General features: G+C 73.2%; 7 protein-coding genes and 1 pseudogene. All 8 read left to right on the top strand.

Features of this window, described 5'->3' with window-relative positions; genetic code table 11:
• Positions 1–16 precede the first annotated feature (16 nt).
• The 8 genes and pseudogenes from AC1Z4A_RS02195 to AC1Z4A_RS02160 all read left to right on the top strand — a co-directional run bounded on the left by AC1Z4A_RS02195 (position 17) and on the right by AC1Z4A_RS02160 (position 16,232).
• Entirely contained in the window at positions 17–3,463 is a 3,447-nt protein-coding gene (locus AC1Z4A_RS02195; RefSeq protein WP_483676107.1) for a type I polyketide synthase, read from the top strand.
• A gap of 77 nt (positions 3,464–3,540) precedes the next feature.
• Positions 3,541–6,915 (top strand): type I polyketide synthase, encoded by a 3,375-nt coding sequence (locus AC1Z4A_RS02190; RefSeq protein ID WP_483683481.1) that lies wholly within the window; start codon positions 3,541–3,543, stop codon positions 6,913–6,915.
• 40 nt (positions 6,916–6,955) lie between these two features.
• A pseudogene (locus AC1Z4A_RS02185) lies at positions 6,956–10,930 on the top strand (type I polyketide synthase); the annotation flags it as partial.
• Positions 10,931–10,936: 6 nt separating this feature from the next.
• Positions 10,937–11,740 carry a thioesterase II family protein gene (locus AC1Z4A_RS02180; protein WP_483676106.1) on the top strand — a complete coding sequence of 268 codons (804 nt, stop codon included), beginning with the start codon at positions 10,937–10,939 and terminating at the stop codon, positions 11,738–11,740.
• A gap of 154 nt (positions 11,741–11,894) precedes the next feature.
• Positions 11,895–13,139 carry a crotonyl-CoA carboxylase/reductase gene (gene ccrA / locus AC1Z4A_RS02175; RefSeq protein WP_483676105.1) on the top strand — a complete coding sequence of 415 codons (1,245 nt, stop codon included), beginning with the start codon at positions 11,895–11,897 and terminating at the stop codon, positions 13,137–13,139.
• A 23-nt stretch (positions 13,140–13,162) separates the two neighbouring features.
• Positions 13,163–13,693 carry a nuclear transport factor 2 family protein gene (locus tag AC1Z4A_RS02170; protein ID WP_483676104.1) on the top strand — a complete coding sequence of 177 codons (531 nt, stop codon included), beginning with the start codon at positions 13,163–13,165 and terminating at the stop codon, positions 13,691–13,693.
• A gap of 86 nt (positions 13,694–13,779) precedes the next feature.
• Positions 13,780–15,003 carry a cytochrome P450 gene (locus AC1Z4A_RS02165; RefSeq protein WP_483676103.1) on the top strand — a complete coding sequence of 408 codons (1,224 nt, stop codon included), beginning with the start codon at positions 13,780–13,782 and terminating at the stop codon, positions 15,001–15,003.
• Positions 15,000–16,232 carry a cytochrome P450 gene (locus tag AC1Z4A_RS02160; RefSeq protein WP_483676102.1) on the top strand — a complete coding sequence of 411 codons (1,233 nt, stop codon included), beginning with the start codon at positions 15,000–15,002 and terminating at the stop codon, positions 16,230–16,232. Before AC1Z4A_RS02165 ends, AC1Z4A_RS02160 begins: the two co-directional genes overlap by 4 nt.
• Positions 16,233–16,317 lie beyond the last annotated feature (85 nt).

Raw genomic sequence — 16,317 nt, 5'->3', positions numbered from 1 at the left:
CCTCGGGAGTTTGCTGATGGACACCACCGACGATCGAGTTGTGCAAGCACTGCGCGCGTCGCTCAAGGAAACCGAGCGGCTCAAGCAGCAGCACCAGCAGCTCGTGGAATCGCTCAACGAACCCATCGCCGTCATCGGCATGGCCTGCCGCTTCCCCGGAAACGTCGCCACACCCGAGGAGCTGTGGCAGCTCGTCCTCGACGACGGCGACGCGATCGGCCCGTTCCCCGACGACCGCGGCTGGGACCTGGACGCGCTGTACGACCCCGAGCAGCGGCGCCAGGGCACGCTGTACGTGCAGGAGGGCGGCTTCGTCGAGCGCGCGGCCGAGTTCGACGCGGCGTTCTTCGGGATCTCGCCGCGCGAGGCGCTGGCCATGGACCCGCAGCAGCGGCTGCTGCTGGAGACCGGCTGGGAGTCCCTGGAGCGGGCCGGCATCGACCCGACCGGCCTGCGGGGCACGGACGTCGGCGTCTTCTCCGGCACCAACCTTCAGGACTACTCCTCGCTGCTCATGGACGCCCACGGCTCCCTGGGACACGTCGGGACGGGCAACGCGGCCGCGGTGCTCTCCGGCCGCCTCTCCTACACCTTCGGCTTCGAGGGGCCCGCGGTGACCGTCGACACGGCCTGCTCGTCGTCGCTGGTCACCCTGCACCTGGCCGCGCAGTCCCTGCGGCAGCGCGAGTGCTCCCTGGCGCTGGCGGGCGGCGTGACGGTGATGTCCACGCCGATGGGCTTCGTCGAGTACACCAGCCAGCGGGTGCTCGCCAAGGACGGCCGCTGCAAGTCGTTCGCGGAGGCCGCGGACGGCACCGGCTTCTCGGAGGGCGCCGGCATGCTCCTGCTGGAGCGGCTGTCGGACGCCCGCCGCAACGGCCACCCCGTCCACGGCCTGATCCGCGGTTCCGCCGTCAACCAGGACGGTGCCAGCAGCAGCCTGACCGCGCCCAACGGCCGCGCCCAGCAGCGCGTGATCTGGCAGGCGCTGGCCAACGCCCAGGTCCCCTCGGACCAGGTCGACGTGCTGGAGGCGCACGGCACCGGAACCGAACTCGGCGACCCCATCGAGGCGGAGGCGCTGCTGGCCACCTACGGCAAGGACCGCACGCCCGAGCGGCCGCTGTGGCTGGGCTCGGTGAAGTCCAACATCGGCCACACCCAGGCGGCGGCCGGCCTCGCCGGAGTGATCAAGATGGTTCTGGCGATGCAGCACGGCCTTGTCCCCAGGACCCTGCACGTGGACAGCCCCACGCCGCACGTCGACTGGGCCGACGGCACCGTGCGGCTGGCCACCGAGCCCACCGCCTGGCCGGAGCACGGCCACCCGCGCCGCGCGGGCGTCTCGTCCTTCGGCATCAGCGGGACCAACGCGCACGTCATCCTCGAACAGGCCCCGGCCCCCGCGGCCGACGCCGACGCGCCCGCACCGGAGCCGGGGGCGGCGAAGCAGGCCGGCACCTTCCTGTGGACCGTCTCCGCGCGCAGCGAGCAGGCCCTGCGCGCCCAGGCGGCCCGCCTTGCGGACCACGTGCGCAGCCACCCGGAGCTGCCCGCCGCCGACCTGGCCGTGTCCCTCGCCTCCCGCACGGCCTTCGAGCACCGTGCCGTCGTGGTGGGCGCCGACCGCGCCGACCTGGAGGCCGGGCTCGACGCGCTGACGGCCGGGCAGGAGGACGCCCGCCTGGTCCGGGCCGCGGGCACCACGTCCGGCAAGACCGTCTTCGTCTTCCCCGGACAGGGCTCGCACTGGCCGGAGATGGCCGCGCGGCTGCTGGAGACGTCGGCCGTGTTCCGCGAGCGGATCGAGGAGTGCGGCGAGGCCCTGGCCGCGTACGTGGACTGGTCGCTGACGGACGTCCTGCGCCAGGAGCCGGGGGCGCCGTCCCTGGACCGCCTGGACGTGGTGCAGTCCGTGCTGTTCTCCGTCATGGTGTCGCTCGCCGAGCTGTGGCGGGCGCACGGCGTCGAGCCCGATGCCGTCATCGGCCACTCCCAGGGCGAGGTCGCCGCCGCGTACGTCGCGGGCGCGCTGTCCCTGAACGACGCGGCACGCATCGTCACCCTGCGCAGCACGCTGCTGAACCGGCTGACGGGCAAGGGCGCCATGGCCTCCTTCCTGCTGTCCGCCGAGGACGTCGCCCGGCGCATCGAGCCGTACGGCGACAGGCTGTCGATCGCCGCGGTGAACGGCCCCACGTCCGTCGTGGTGTGCGGCGAACCGGAGGCCGTGGACGAGCTGGTGGCGCTGTGCATAGCGGACCGGATCCGGGCGCGGAAGGTGCCCGCCGCGACCGCTGCCGGCCACTCCGTGCAGGTCGAGGCGGTGCGCGAGGAGTTCGTCGACGGCCTGGCCTCGGTCGCGCCGCGCCGGGCGCGCGTGCCCTTCTACTCGACGGTCGCCGGCGAGGTCGTCGACACGGCCGCGCTGGACGCCGGGTACTGGTACCGGAACCTGCGCGAGCCGGTGCTCCTCGAAGGGGCCGTGCGCAGGCTGCTGGAGGACGAGCACCGCTTCTTCGTCGAGATCAGCCCGCACCCCGTGCTGACCGTGAGCCTTCAGGAGATCTTCGAGCACGCGGGCGCGCCGGCCACGGCGGTGGGCACGCTGCGCCGTGACGAGGGCGGCGAGGAGCGGTTCCTCACCTCGGTCGCCGAGGCCTACGCCCGCGGGCTCCCGCTGGAGCTGGCCCGCATGCCGCACCTGTCCGGCGCCCGCCGCGCCGACCTGCCGACGTACGCGTTCCAGCGCAAGCGGTTCTGGCCGGACGAGCAGATCGCGGCGGCGCCCTCCCCGGCCGCGCCCCGGCCCGCCACCGCGGTGGCCGCGGGCGCCCCGGACGCCGTGCTCGACCCGGCCGCCGACGACACCGCGGCCGATGCCACCGGATACGTGCTGCGGCGCCTGGCCGAGCTGCCCCGCGAGGAGCACGACGCGGTCCTGGCGGAGCTGGTGCGCGAGCAGGCCGCCGCGGTGCTCGGCCACGGCTCGACCGACGAACTGGAGACGGACCGGCCGTTCCAGGACCTCGGCTTCGACTCGCTCACGGCCGTCGAACTGCGCAACCGGCTCAACGCCGCGCTCGACCTCACGCTCCCCGTCAGCCTGGTCTTCGACCACCCCACCCCCCGGGACCTGGTCGACCACCTGGCCTCGACGGTGGGGGACGCCCTGCCCGACCCGTCCTCCGCCACCCGCGCCGAGGCGCTGACCCACCTCGAGAAGCTGGAGGCCGCCCTGGCCGAGCTGACCGCGGTCCCCGACGAGAACGAGGAGATCGGCCGGCGGCTCCAGCGCATGCTCGCGGAGTGGACGAGCATCCGCGGCCCCGTGGAGGGCGTGGCGAGCGGTGCGGATTCCGCGGGCTCCGCGGGCTCTGCGGGCTCCGTGAGCGACGAATTGAGTGCGGCCTCGGACGACGAGATGTTCGACATCATCGGCAAGAAATTCGGCATTTCGTAGATCGGTCACCGAATCACCGTCCGTGAGTCAAGTGTGAAGGGGCCGATATGGCTGACGAAGAAAAACTCCGCTATTACCTGAAGCGGCTGTCCGCAGAACTCGAGACGGCTCAGGAGCGGCTGCGCGAGGCGGAGGCGTGGCGCAGGGAACCCATTGCCATCGTGGGAATGGCGTGCCGGTTCCCGGGCGGTGCCGACACTCCTGAGCGGCTGTGGGAGCTGCTGGCGGCCGGCGAGGACGCGATCGGTGACTTCCCGCGGGACCGCGGGTGGGACCTCGGGCCCTCGGACGGCGCCGACGGCCCGGATGGCCCGGACGGTTCGGATCCGGAGCAGGCGGGCGACTCGTACGCGCGGGCGGGCGGTTTCCTGTACGACGCCGCCGAGTTCGACCCGGACTTCTTCGGGATCTCGCCGCGCGAGGCACTGGGGATGGACCCGCAGCAGCGCCTGCTGCTCGAAACCTCCTGGGAGGCCATCGAGCGGGCGGGCATCGACCCGCACGGCCTCAAGGGCACCGACACGGGCGTGTTCCTGAGCACCAGCTACCAGGAATACCTGGCCCGGGTGCAGCAGACCGGAGCGGTCGTCGACGGATTCATGCTGTCCGGCAGCAGCGTGAGCGTGGCCTCCGGCCGGGTCTCCTATGTGCTGGGTCTCTCGGGTGCTGCGGTGACGCTGGACACGGCGTGTTCGTCGTCGCTGGTGGCGGTGCACCTGGCCGCGGATTCGCTGCGGCGCGGCGAGAGTTCCCTCGCACTGGCCGGAGCCGCGACGGTCATGTCGACCGACGTCATGTTCGAGCAGTTCAGCCGTCAGGGTGGGTTGTCTTCGGATGGCCGGTGCAAGGCGTTCGGGGCTGGTGCGGACGGTACGGGTTGGTCCGAGGGTGCCGGTGTGCTGGTGCTGGAGCGGTTGTCGGATGCGCGCCGTAACGGGCACCGGGTGTGGGCTGTGGTGCGGGGTTCGGCGGTCAATCAGGACGGTGCGAGCAATGGGTTGACGGCGCCGAGTGGTCCGGCGCAGGAGCGGGTGATCCGGCAGGCGCTGGCGAATGCCGGGATCACGGCGGGCGACGTGGACGCGGTGGAGGCGCACGGCACGGGTACGAAGCTGGGTGATCCGATCGAGGCGCAGGCGCTGCTGGCTACTTACGGCCAGGGCCGGTTGGCGGATCGTCCGTTGTGGTTGGGTTCGCTGAAGTCGAACTTGGGGCATACGCAGACGGCTGCGGGTGTCGGTGGTCTGATCAAGATGGTCATGGCCATGCGCCACGGGGTTTTGCCCAGGACCTTGCATGCCGAGGAGCCGACTCCGCTGGTGGACTGGTCGGCGGGTGCGGTGAAGCTGCTGGATGCAGCGCAGCCCTGGCCCGAGGCCGATCGTCCGCGCCGGGCGGGTGTGTCGTCGTTCGGCATCAGCGGCACGAATGCGCACGTCATCCTTGAACAGGCTCCGCAGGAGGAGCAGGCCGCTCAGCCTGAGCCGGGTGCCCCGGCGGGCTTGGTGCCGTGGCTGGTGTCGGCTCGTACGGAGCAGGGTCTGCGGGCGCAGGCGCAGCGGCTGCGCGAGCACGTCACCCGCCAACAACCCCTGGACGCCCAGGCAGTAGGCCGTGCCCTGGCGACGACCCGGTCGGCTTTCGAGCACCGGGCCGTGGTCCTGGCCGACAACACCGGCGACCTCCTCACCGGCCTCGATGCCCTGGCCGAAGGAGAGCAGCCCGCCCACGTCGTGAGCGGCGTGGCCCCCGTGAAGGGCAAGACCGCCTTCCTGTTCACCGGCCAGGGCAGCCAGCGCGCGGGCATGGGGCGCGACCTGCACGCCGCGTTCCCCGTCTTCGCCCGGGCCCTGGAGGAGGTGGCGGCGCACCTGGACGAGCACCTGGAAGAGCCGCTGCTGCGGGTGATGTTCGCACCTGGCGGCGACCCGCTCGCCAAGCTTCTCGACCGCACCGACTACGCCCAACCGGCCATCTTCGCCTACGAGGTGGCGCTGTTCCGGCTGCTGGAGAGCTGGGGCGTGCGCCCCGACATCCTGGCCGGCCACTCGCTCGGCGAGCTGTCCGCAGCCTGTGTGGCAGGCGTGCTGGGCGTGCCGCAGGCGGCCGCCCTCGTCGCCGCGCGCGGGCGGCTCATGCACGCGCTGCCCGCGGGCGGCGCGATGATCGCCGTGCAGGCGACCGAGGAGGAGGCCCGGGCGGCCCTCGGCGCCCATGAGGGCACCGTGGACATCGCCGCGCTCAACGGCCCGACCTCGGTCGTCCTGTCGGGCGACGCGGACGCCGTGACCGAACTCGCCGACCACTGGGCGGCACGCGGCCGCAAGACCAACCGGCTCAACGTGAGCCATGCCTTCCACTCCCCGCACATGGACGCCATGACGGAGGAGTTCGCCCGCATCGCCGGGGGCCTGTCGTACGGGGCTCCCCGGATCCCGATCGTCTCGGACGTCACCGGTGAACTCCTCGGTGCGCAAGAGGCCCGGGACCCCGCGTACTGGGTGCGGCACATCCGCCGGACGGTGCGCTTCCACGACCAGATGCGGCGGCTCCAGCGGTTCGGGGTCGGCGCGTACGTGGAGATCGGGCCCGACACGGTGCTCGGCTCGGCGGGCCAGGGCTGCCTGGCGGACGGGCCCGGCAGGACCGCGCCCGTGTTCGTTTCCGTCGCGCACGCCGACCGCGCCGAGGCGCCCGCGCTCCTCACCGCGCTGGCCACGCTGCATACCCGGGGCGTGGCCGTCGACTGGCGGGCGTGGTTCGGCACCGGGCCGTGCCCGGCCGACCTGCCCACCTACGCGTTCCAGAAGCAGCACTACTGGCCGGCGGGCCCCACCGGTTGGCACGCCGCCCCCACCGGCTCCGGCGCGGAGGCGGCCCGTCCCGAGGACTCCGTGCCGGAGGACGGGCCGGACCCGGCCGTGGCGCGCGTCGCGGCGCTGCGAGCGCTGCCTCCCGCCGAGCGGTACGACGCCCTGCTGCGGCTGGTGCGCACCGAGGCCGCCGCCGTCATGGGGCACGCCACGGCGGAGGCGGTGGAGCCGGAGCGCGGCTTCCTGGACCACGGCTTCGACTCGATGATGGCCGTGAAGCTGCGCAACCGCCTGGCGGGCGAGACGGGGCAGGAGCTGCCGACGACCCTGCTGTTCGACCACCCCACGCCCGCCGCCGTCGCCACCTGCCTGCTGTCCGGGCTCGGCGAGGCCGAGGCCGGGACGACGAGCCTGTCCCTGCCGGAGCAGCTCGACCGCCTCGAGGCCGGCCTCGCTCGGCTGCCCGCCGACGACCCGCAGCGTGCCCGGATCACCGAGCGGCTCAAGGGCCTGCTCGCGGTCCACGCGCCGGCCGCGGACGGCGGGAGCGGGACCGGCGAGGACGACGACCTCGCGCTGGACACGGCCACCGACGACGAGATGTTCGAGCTGATCGAGAAGGAACTCCGCCTTGGCTGAGAACAACGAGACCAAACTCCGCGAGTACCTGCGGCTGGTCACGGCCGATCTCCGGCGGGCCCGCCGGCAGCTGGAGGAGGCCGAGGAAGCGGCCCACGAGCCGGTGGCGATCGTGGGCATGGCGTGCCGGTTCCCCGGCGGTACCGCCGACGTCCTCTCGCCGGACGACCTGTGGGAGCTGGTCGCCGAGGGCCGGGACGCCATCGCCGAGTTCCCCGCGGACCGGGGCTGGGACGTGGACGCCGTCTACGACCCCGAGCCCGGGACGCCGGGGAAGACGTACTCGCGCCACGGCGGCTTCCTGAAGGACGCGGCCGGGTTCGACGCGGCCTTCTTCGGGATCTCGCCGCGCGAGGCGCTGGCCATGGACCCCCAGCAGCGCAAGCTCATGGAGGTCTCCTGGGAGGCGTTCGAGCACGCGGGCCTCGACGCGACCGCCCTGCGGGGCGAGGAGGTCGGCGTCTTCGTCGGCTCCAACAGCAACGACTACCTGATCAACGTGCTCGAGTCGCGGGACGTCGCCGAGGGGTTCATCGGGACGGGCAACTCCGCCAGCATCCTCTCCGGCCGGATCGCCTACACCTTCGGCTTCGAGGGGCCGGCCGTCTCGGTCGACACCGCGTGCTCCTCCTCGCTGGTCGCCGTGCACCTGGCCGCGCAGTCCCTGCGGCAGCGCGAGTGCTCCCTGGCGCTGGCGGGCGGCGCGACGGTGATGGCCACGCCGACCGCGTTCACCGAGTTCAGCCGGCAGCAGGGCCTGGCGCCCGACGGCCGCTGCAAGTCCTTCTCGGCGGACGCCGACGGCACCACCTGGTCCGAGGGCGCGGCGGTGCTGCTGCTGGCCAGGCTCTCCGACGCCCGGCGCCTGGGCTACCCGGTGCACGCGGTCGTCCGCGGCAGCGCGGTCAACCAGGACGGCGCGAGCGCGGGGCTGACGGCGCCCAACGGGCCCGCGCAGCGCCGGGTGATCCGGCAGGCGCTGGCCAACGCCCGGCTGACCGCGGACCGCATCGACGCGGTGGAGGCGCACGGCACCGGCACCCCGCTGGGCGACCCGATCGAGGCCCAGGCCCTGCTGGCCACCTACGGGCAGGCCCGCGGGACGGGCAGGCCGCTGTGGCTGGGGTCGCTGAAGTCGAACCTGGGCCACGCCCAGTCCGCGGCCGGTGCGGGCGGCATCATCAAGATGGTGATGGCCATGCGGCACGGGGTGCTGCCCCGCACGCTGCACCTGACGGAGCCCACCCCGCGCGTCGACTGGTCCTCGGCCGACGTGCGGCTGCTGACCGAGGCACGGCCGTGGCCGGAGACCGGGGAGCCGCGCCGCGCGGCGGTCTCGTCCTTCGGCGTCAGCGGCACCAACGCCCACGTGATCCTCGAAGGCCCGCCCGTCGAGGAGATGCCGGAGACATCCGCCGAGGAGACGCCGGAGACGCCCCGGGCAGTCAGCGCGGCGCCGCAGCCGGGCCCGGTGCCATGGGTGTTCTCCGGCCGCAGCGAGGAGGCCGTGCGCGCGCAGGCCGAGCGCCTGGCCGCCCACTTGACGGACCGTCCCCACCTGGCGCCGACCGACGTCGCCGCGTCCCTGGCCACCACGCGGGCCGCCTTCGAGCACCGCGCCGCCGTCGTCGGCCGGGACCGCGAGGAACTGCTGAACGGACTGTCGGCCCTGGCGCGCGGCACCCGCGCGCCGGGCCTGGTGACCGGCCGGGCCCGGCCATCGGGCGGCAAGACGGCGTTCCTGTTCACCGGCCAGGGCAGCCAGCAGCCCGGAATGGGCCGCGAACTGGCCTCGTACAGCCCGGTGTTCGCCAAGGCGCTGGAGGAGGTGTGCGGTCACCTCGACCGGCACCTGGACCGGCCGCTGCGCGAGGTTATGTTCGCCTCCGAGAGCTCGCCCGAGGCCGCCCTGCTCGACACGACGGCGTACACGCAGCCCGCGCTGTTCGCCGTCGAGGTCGCGCTGCTGCGGCTGCTGGAGGAGTGGGGGCTGCGGCCCGACCTGGTGACGGGCCACTCGGTCGGCGAGCTGACTGCCGCGTACGCCGCCGGGGTCTGGTCGCTCGCCGACGCCTGCGCCCTGGTGGCGGCCCGCGGCCGGCTGATCCAGGCACTGCCCGCGGGCGGCGCCATGCTCTCCGTCCAGGCCACCGAGGACGAGATGCGCGCCCTGCTGGCCGACGGCCGGCCGGGGCTGGACGTCGCGGCCGTCAACGGGCCGGACGCGGTGGTGGTGTCCGGGGACGAGGCAGCCGTCGCCGACCTCGCGCGCGAGTGGTCCGCGCGCGGCCGCGAGACCAAACGGCTGCGGGTCAGCCACGCCTTCCACTCCGCCCACATGGACGCGATGACCGGGGAATTCGCCGAAATCGCGCGGGCGGTGTCCTACCGGGCGCCCTCCGTCGCCGTGGTCTCCGCGCTCACCGGGGCACCCGTCGGCGACGAGCTGTGCCGCCCGGAGTACTGGGTGCGCCACGTCCGGGAGACGGTGCGCTTCCACGACGCCGTCCGCGCGCTGCACGACCGCGGGGCCGCCGTGTTCCTGGAGGTGGGGCCCGGCGGCGTGCTGACGGCCGCCGGGCGGCGGTGCCTGCCCGACGCCGACCCCGGGACGTTCGTCTCCGTGCTGCGGCGGCGCATGCCCGAGCCGGAGGCCGTCGTGACGGCCGTCGCCCAGGCCCACACCGCCGGCGCGTCCCCGCAGTGGGACCGCCTGCTGCCCACGGCCGGCCCGCGCGTGCAGCTGCCCACGTACGCCTTCCAGCGGCGGCGCTACTGGCTCGCGGGCATGGCGGGCGCGGGCACCGTGCCGGAGGCGCGGCCCGCCGCCGGGCAGGCCGGTTCCGCGGAATCCGCCCCCGGGACGCCGCCGGTGGCGCAGCGGCTGGCCGAGGCGTCCGCGGAGGAGCGCGACGGCCTGCTGCTGACGCTCGTGCGCGAGCAGGCGGCCACCGTGATGGGCGGCGTCGACATCGCGGAGATCGAGCCCGGACGGCCCTTCCTGGAACTCGGCTTCGACTCCCTGATGGGCGCCGAGCTGCGCGCCGCGCTCGCCGCCGACTGCGCGCTGAGCCTGCCGCCCGGCCTGGTCTTCGACCACCCGACGCCCGCCGTGCTGGCCGCGTTCCTCGGCAAGCAGCTCGCCGCGGGCGGCTCCGGCACCCCCTCGGCCGCGGCGCCCTCGCCGTACTCCCTGGAGGCGCTGTACCGCAACGCGAACACCCTTGACCGGCCCGAGGACGCGCTGGAGCTGACCAAGGTCGCCTCGCGCTTGCGGCCGGTCTTCCGCAGCGCGGCCGAGGCCGGGCAGGGCGCGGCCACCGTGGAGCTGGCGGCGGCCACCGGCCGGGCGGGGCTGATCTGCTGCCCGGCGCCCGTGCCGCTGTACGGGGCGCAGCAGTACGCCCGGCTCGCCGCGGCCTTCCGCGGCACACGGGGCGTCTCGGCGCTGCTCGCCCCCGGCTTCTCGGCGGGCGAGCTGCTGCCGGCCGACTTCGAGGTGATGAAGGACTTCCTCGCCGAGGGGATCCGCCGGCAGACCGACGGCGCGCCGTACGTCCTGCTGGGCCACTCCTCCGGGGGCTGGTTCGCCTACAGCCTGGCGGCCCACCTCGCGCGCACCGGCCCGCGCCCGGAGGCCGTGGTGCTGCTGGACACCTACCTGCTGCACGACCCGGCGCTGCACCGCATGGAGCGCGAGCTGGCCCAGGGCGTCCTGGACCGCGAGGAGGACTTCGGGGCGATGACCGACGTGCGGCTGACCGCCATGGGCAAGTACTTCGGGTTCTTCACGGACTGGGTGGCCGAGGAGCCCGGCGTGCCGACCCTGCTGCTGCGGGCGTCCGAGCCCCTGGGGCGGGTCGCGGAGGGCCAGGAGTGGCGCCCCGACTGGAAGTTCGACAGCACCGTTCTCGACACGGAAGGCGACCACTTCACGATGATGGACGAGCACGCGCCGCAGACGGCGGAAGCCGTGAACGCCTGGCTGTCGGGCCTCGCCGGCGGCAGGGGCTGACCGGCGATGACGACGCATACTGCGGAGGACAGGCCGGGCGGGCCCTCGGGCCGTCCGTGGATACGCCGATTCCACCCGGCGCCCGAGGCGCCGGTGCGGCTGCTGTGCCTGCCGCACGCCGGGGGCTCCGCCAGCGCCTACTTCGCGCTGTCCAGGGTGCTGGCGCCGAGGGTGGAGGTGCTGGCCGTCCAGTACCCCGGGCGGCAGGACCGGCGCGACGAGCCGCTGCTGGACTCCATCGAGGCGCTGCGCGACGGCGTCGCGGGGGAGCTGGCGCCGTGGCTGGACCGGCCGCTGGCCCTGTTCGGCCACAGCATGGGGGCGGTGCTCGCCTACGAGGTGGCGCGGCTGCTGTGCCGGGACGGCGGCGGCTACGCCGCGCCGCCCGTCCACCTCTTCGTCTCCGGGCGCGGGGATCCGGCGCGGGAGGTGGAGCTGCCGCTGGACCGGCTGGACGACCGGGCGCTGGTCGCGGCCCTGGGCGATCTCGGCGGTACGGACACCCGGGTCCTGGACGACGAGGACGTGCTGCGGATGGTCGCGCCGGCCATCCGCAGCGACTACCGGGCGATCCGCACCTACCGCCATGTGCCGGGGCCGCTCCTGCCGTGCCCCGTGACCGCCCTGGTGGGCGACGCGGACGCCATGGCCCCGGTCGAGGAGGTCGAGGGATGGCGTGCGCACACCTCCGGGGAATTCCGGCTGAAGGTTTTCCGGGGCGGGCATTTTTATCTGGCGGAGCAGTTCCGGGAAGTGGGTGATCTTGTGTACGATGGGATGAGCAATTCGCTTTCCGCGCAGGCCGGTTGACGGATCCGAGTCTTCTCCGTCCCGGCCGCCGCATTCCGCATTCCCTGGCGACGCCGCAATGACGGCACTGCCGCGCGGCCTGCATTCCGAACTCTCTCCAGATTCAGCACTCTTTCCAGATTCGGCACGAGAACGTATCCAGACGGGGGTCCGCGTGCGAAGTACTCTTTACGAACCGGGTGACATACCCCCGATCGGCACCGTGCCCGAGCAGATGTACGCCTCGGTGATCCGGCAGGAGCGCTACGGCGAGCCCCACCAGGCGTTCCGCACCGAGGTCGTGGACGTGCCCGAGGTGGGGCGCGGCCAGGTGCTGGTGTTCGTCATGGCCGCGGGCATCAACTACAACAACGTCTGGGCCTCGCTCGGGCGGCCGGTCGACGTGATCGCCGCGCGGCAGAAGCGCGGGCACCGCGAGGACTTCCACATCGGCGGGTCCGAGGGATCCGGCGTGGTGTGGGCGGTGGGCGAGGGCGTCACCCAGGTCGCGGTGGGCGACGAGGTGATCCTGTCCGGTGCCCAATGGACGGAGACCTCCTCCGACATCCGCCTCGGCGCCGACCCCATGACCTCCGGCTCGCAGTCGATCTGGGGCTACGAGGGCAACTACGGCTCCTTCGCACAGTTCTGCCTCGTCGACGACTACCAGTGCCACCCCAAGCCGCCGAACATGACCTGGGAGGAAGCCGCCTGCTTCCTGCTCACCGGGGCCACCGCCTACCGCCAGCTGTGCGGCTGGCCGCCGCACGACGTGCGGCCGGGCGACCCGGTCCTCATCTGGGGCGGGGCGGGCGGGCTGGGTTCCATGGCCATCCAGATCGCCCGGGCGCGGGGCGGCATCCCCGTCGCCGTGGTCTCCGACGAGGACCGGGCCCGGTTCTGCCGCGAACTCGGCGCCCAAGGCACCATCAACCGCCGCGACTTCGACCACTGGGGGCGGCTGCCCGACATCGGCGACGCGGAGGCGATGGCCCGCTGGACCGAGGGCGTACGGGCCTTCGGCCGGCGCTTCTGGGAGGTGCTGGGCGAGCGCAGGGCCCCGCGCATCGTCCTGGAGCACAGCGGCCAGGACACCATCCCCACCTCGATGTACCTGTGTGACAACGCCGGAATGGTCGTCATCTGCGGCGGCACCACCGGCTACAACGCCGACGTGGACCTGCGCTTCCTGTGGATGCGGCAGAAGCGCCTCCAGGGCTCGCACTACGCCAACCTCAAGCAGTGCCGCGAGGTCATCCACATGGTCGCCGCCGGACAGCTCGACCCGTGCCTTTCCTGGACCGGCCAGTTCGAGGACGTCGGCAAGGCACACCAGCTGATGCACGACAACCAGCACCCGCAGGGCAACCAGGCCGTCCTGGTCAACGCGCCGCGGACCGGCCTGACCACGCTCCTCTGACCAGAGAACCAAGGAGAACCACCATGAACCAGCTCGACATCCTGTGGATCGAGCGCGAGATCCGGGCCGTCCTCCAGCGCTACTGCCGCGGCCTCGACCGCCTCGACGAGGACCTGCTCAAGTCCGCCTACCACGAGGACGCGTACGACGACCGCGGCGTCATCCGCGGCAACGCCCACGACTTCGCCAAGCAGATCATCCCGCTCCTCCGCGAGGCGTACACCGGCACCTTCCACACCCTCCACGGCACCACGATCGAGATCGACGGCGACACCGCGGGCGTGGAGACCTACTGCACCGCGTACCACTACCGTGACAGCGACGGCGTCCGGCGCGTGGAGCAGTACCCCGGGCGCTACGTCGACCGGTTCGAGCGCCGCGACGGCGTCTGGAAGATCGCCCGCCGGATCGTGCTGAACGAGCCGAGCCTCGTCCAGGAGGTGCCGATCAACCCGGCCGAGGCCCAGGCCGGCTTCAACCCCACCCGGCGCGACCCCTCCGACGCCAGCTACCAGGTGCTGCCGCTCAGCGGCCCGGACGCCCCCACGCTCTGAGCCATCCGGCGGCCGCGCCTGCGCGGCCCGCCCGTACCGTCCCCCGACCCGTCCCGTTCCGCCCCGCATTCCGAGGAGTCACCACCGTGTCCGACACCGAGCGGCGTCCGCCCACGCTCCCGCGGGAGCGCACCTGCCCCTTCTCCCCGCCTCCCGAGCTGGAGGAGCTGCGGGGCACCGATCCCATCAGCCCGATGCGGTTCGCCGACGACTCCGAGGGCTGGCTGCTGACCCGGCACGCCGACGTCCGTGCCGCGCTGGCCGACCCGCGCGTCAGCTCCCACCCGGGCAACGCGCCCCAGCCGTGGCGGAACCTGGCGCCGGAGATGCGCGCCGAGGAGTACCTGCCGGGCTTCCTGATCTTCATGGACCCGCCGAACCACACCCGCTACCGGCGCCTGCTGACCAAGTGGTTCACCATGCGGGCCATCCGCAAGCTCGAGCCCAGGATCGAGCAGATCGTCACCGACGCGCTCGACGCCATGGAGGCCCAGGGCGGCCCCGTCGACCTGGTCCAGACGTTCGCGCTGCCCATCCCGCTGCTGGTCATCTGCGAGCTGATGGGCATCCGCTACGAGGAGCGGGCCGAGTTCATGGACATGGTCCTGCGGCTCCAGGCCCTGGACGCCACCCCCGAGGAACTGGGGGCCCTGGGCGCCAGGATGAACCAGTTCATGATGGACCTGGCCGCCGCCAAGCGGGAGAACCCCGGCGACGACCTGCTCAGCCACCTGGCCAACGACCCCGACGCCAACCCGGCGCTGACCGACCTGGAGATCGCCGGCATCGGCGTGCTCATGCTGATCGCGGGGCACGAGACCTCCGCCAACATGCTGGGCATCGGCACGTACACGCTGCTCCAGAACCGGGACCAGTGGGACCTGCTGTGCAAGGACACCGGCCTGATCGACCGGGCCGTCGAGGAGCTGCTGCGGCACCAGACCATCGTCCAGCAGGGCCTGCCGCGCGGCGTCACCCAGGACATGGAGATCGCGGGCCACCCGATACAGGCCGGCGGCGCCCTGCTGGCCTCGCTGCCGGCGGCCAACCGCGACCCCGAGGTCTTCCCCGACCCGGACCGCCTCGACATCACGCGCGAGCACAACCCGCACGTCGCCTTCGGCCACGGCATCCACCTGTGCCTGGGCATGGAACTGGCCCGGGTGGAGATGCGCTGCGCCTGGCGCGGCCTCGTCCAGCGCTTCCCCGGCCTGCGCATGGCCGCGGAGCAGGAGGAGATCCGCTGGCGTGACGACCAGATCGTGTACGGGGTGTACAACCTCCCGGTGACCTGGGACGCCGCCCAGTGACCGGCCCGGAGGCCGGGGTGCGCGCGTGCCCCTTCGCCGACGGCGAGGCCCCCGCGTACCCCTTCCACGCCCCCGACCGGCTGGAGCCGGACCCGCACTGGGAGCCCCTGCGCCGGGAGCGGCCGCTCCAGCGCGTCACCCTGCCGTACGGCGGCGAGGCGTGGCTGGCCACCCGGTACGAGGACGTGCGCAAGGTGTTCGCGGACCGCAGGTTCTCCCGGGCGCTCGCCGTCGCGCCCGGGGCTCCCCGGTTCCTGCCGCACCAGCCGCCGCCGGACGCGGTGCTGAGCGTCGAGGGCCCCGACCACGCGCGGCTGCGCCGTCTGGTGGGGAAGGTGTTCACGCCCCGCCGGGTGGAGGAGATGCGGCCGCTCATCCAGCGCACCGCCGACCGGCTGCTGGACGCGATGGAGGAGATCGGGCCGCCCGCGGACCTGGTGGAGGACTTCTCCCTGCCGTTCGCCGTGACGATGATCTGCGAGCTGCTGGGCGTGCCGCCCGAGGACCGGAAGCGGTTCTGCACCTGGTCGGACGCGCTGCTGACGACCACCGCGCACACCCCTGCCCAGGTGCGCGACTACATGATGCAGATGCACGACTACCTGGGCGGTCTCGTCGCCCAGCGGCGGGTGAAGCCCACCGAGGACCTGATCGGCTCCCTGGTGACCGCGCGGGACGAGGAGGACAAGCTCACCGAGGGCGAGCTGGTCCGGCTGGCCGAGGCCATCCTCATCGCCGGGTACGAGACCTCCGCCAGCCAGATCCCCAACTTCCTCTACGTCCTCTTCCGCAACCCGCAGCTGCTGGAGCGGATCAGGAACGACCACGAGCTGATCCCGGACGCCGTCGAGGAGCTGCTGCGCTTCGTGCCCATCGGCACCGTCGACGGCTTCCCGCGGACGGCCACCGAGGACGTCGAACTCGGGGATGTCCTGGTCAAGGCCGGGGAGACGGTCGTGCCGTCGATGGGCGCGGCCAACCGCGACCCGGCCCTGTTCGCCGACCCGGACGAGCTGGACCTGACGCGGCGGCCGAACCCGCACCTGGGCTTCGGCGCCGGCCCGCACCACTGCCTGGGCGCCCAACTGGCCCGGGTGGAGCTGCAGATCACACTGACGACGCTGTTCCGCAGGTATCCGGGGCTGCGGCTCGCCGTCCCGGAGGAGAGCCTCTCGTGGAAGGCGGGCCTGATGGTCCGCGGCATGCACACCATGCCGGTCATGTGGTGAGGACGCCGCAGTCCTCGTGAAGTCCCCTGGCAGTCTTGCCGACACCAGCATGAAGAGGGTGAAGCGACCGCAATGAACGCTATCG

The sequence above is a fragment of the Streptomyces sp. 17_S59 genome (genome assembly GCF_056930295.1).
Note: the sequence above shows the minus strand (reverse complement) of the source record. Positions and strands in the feature narration are given on the sequence as shown.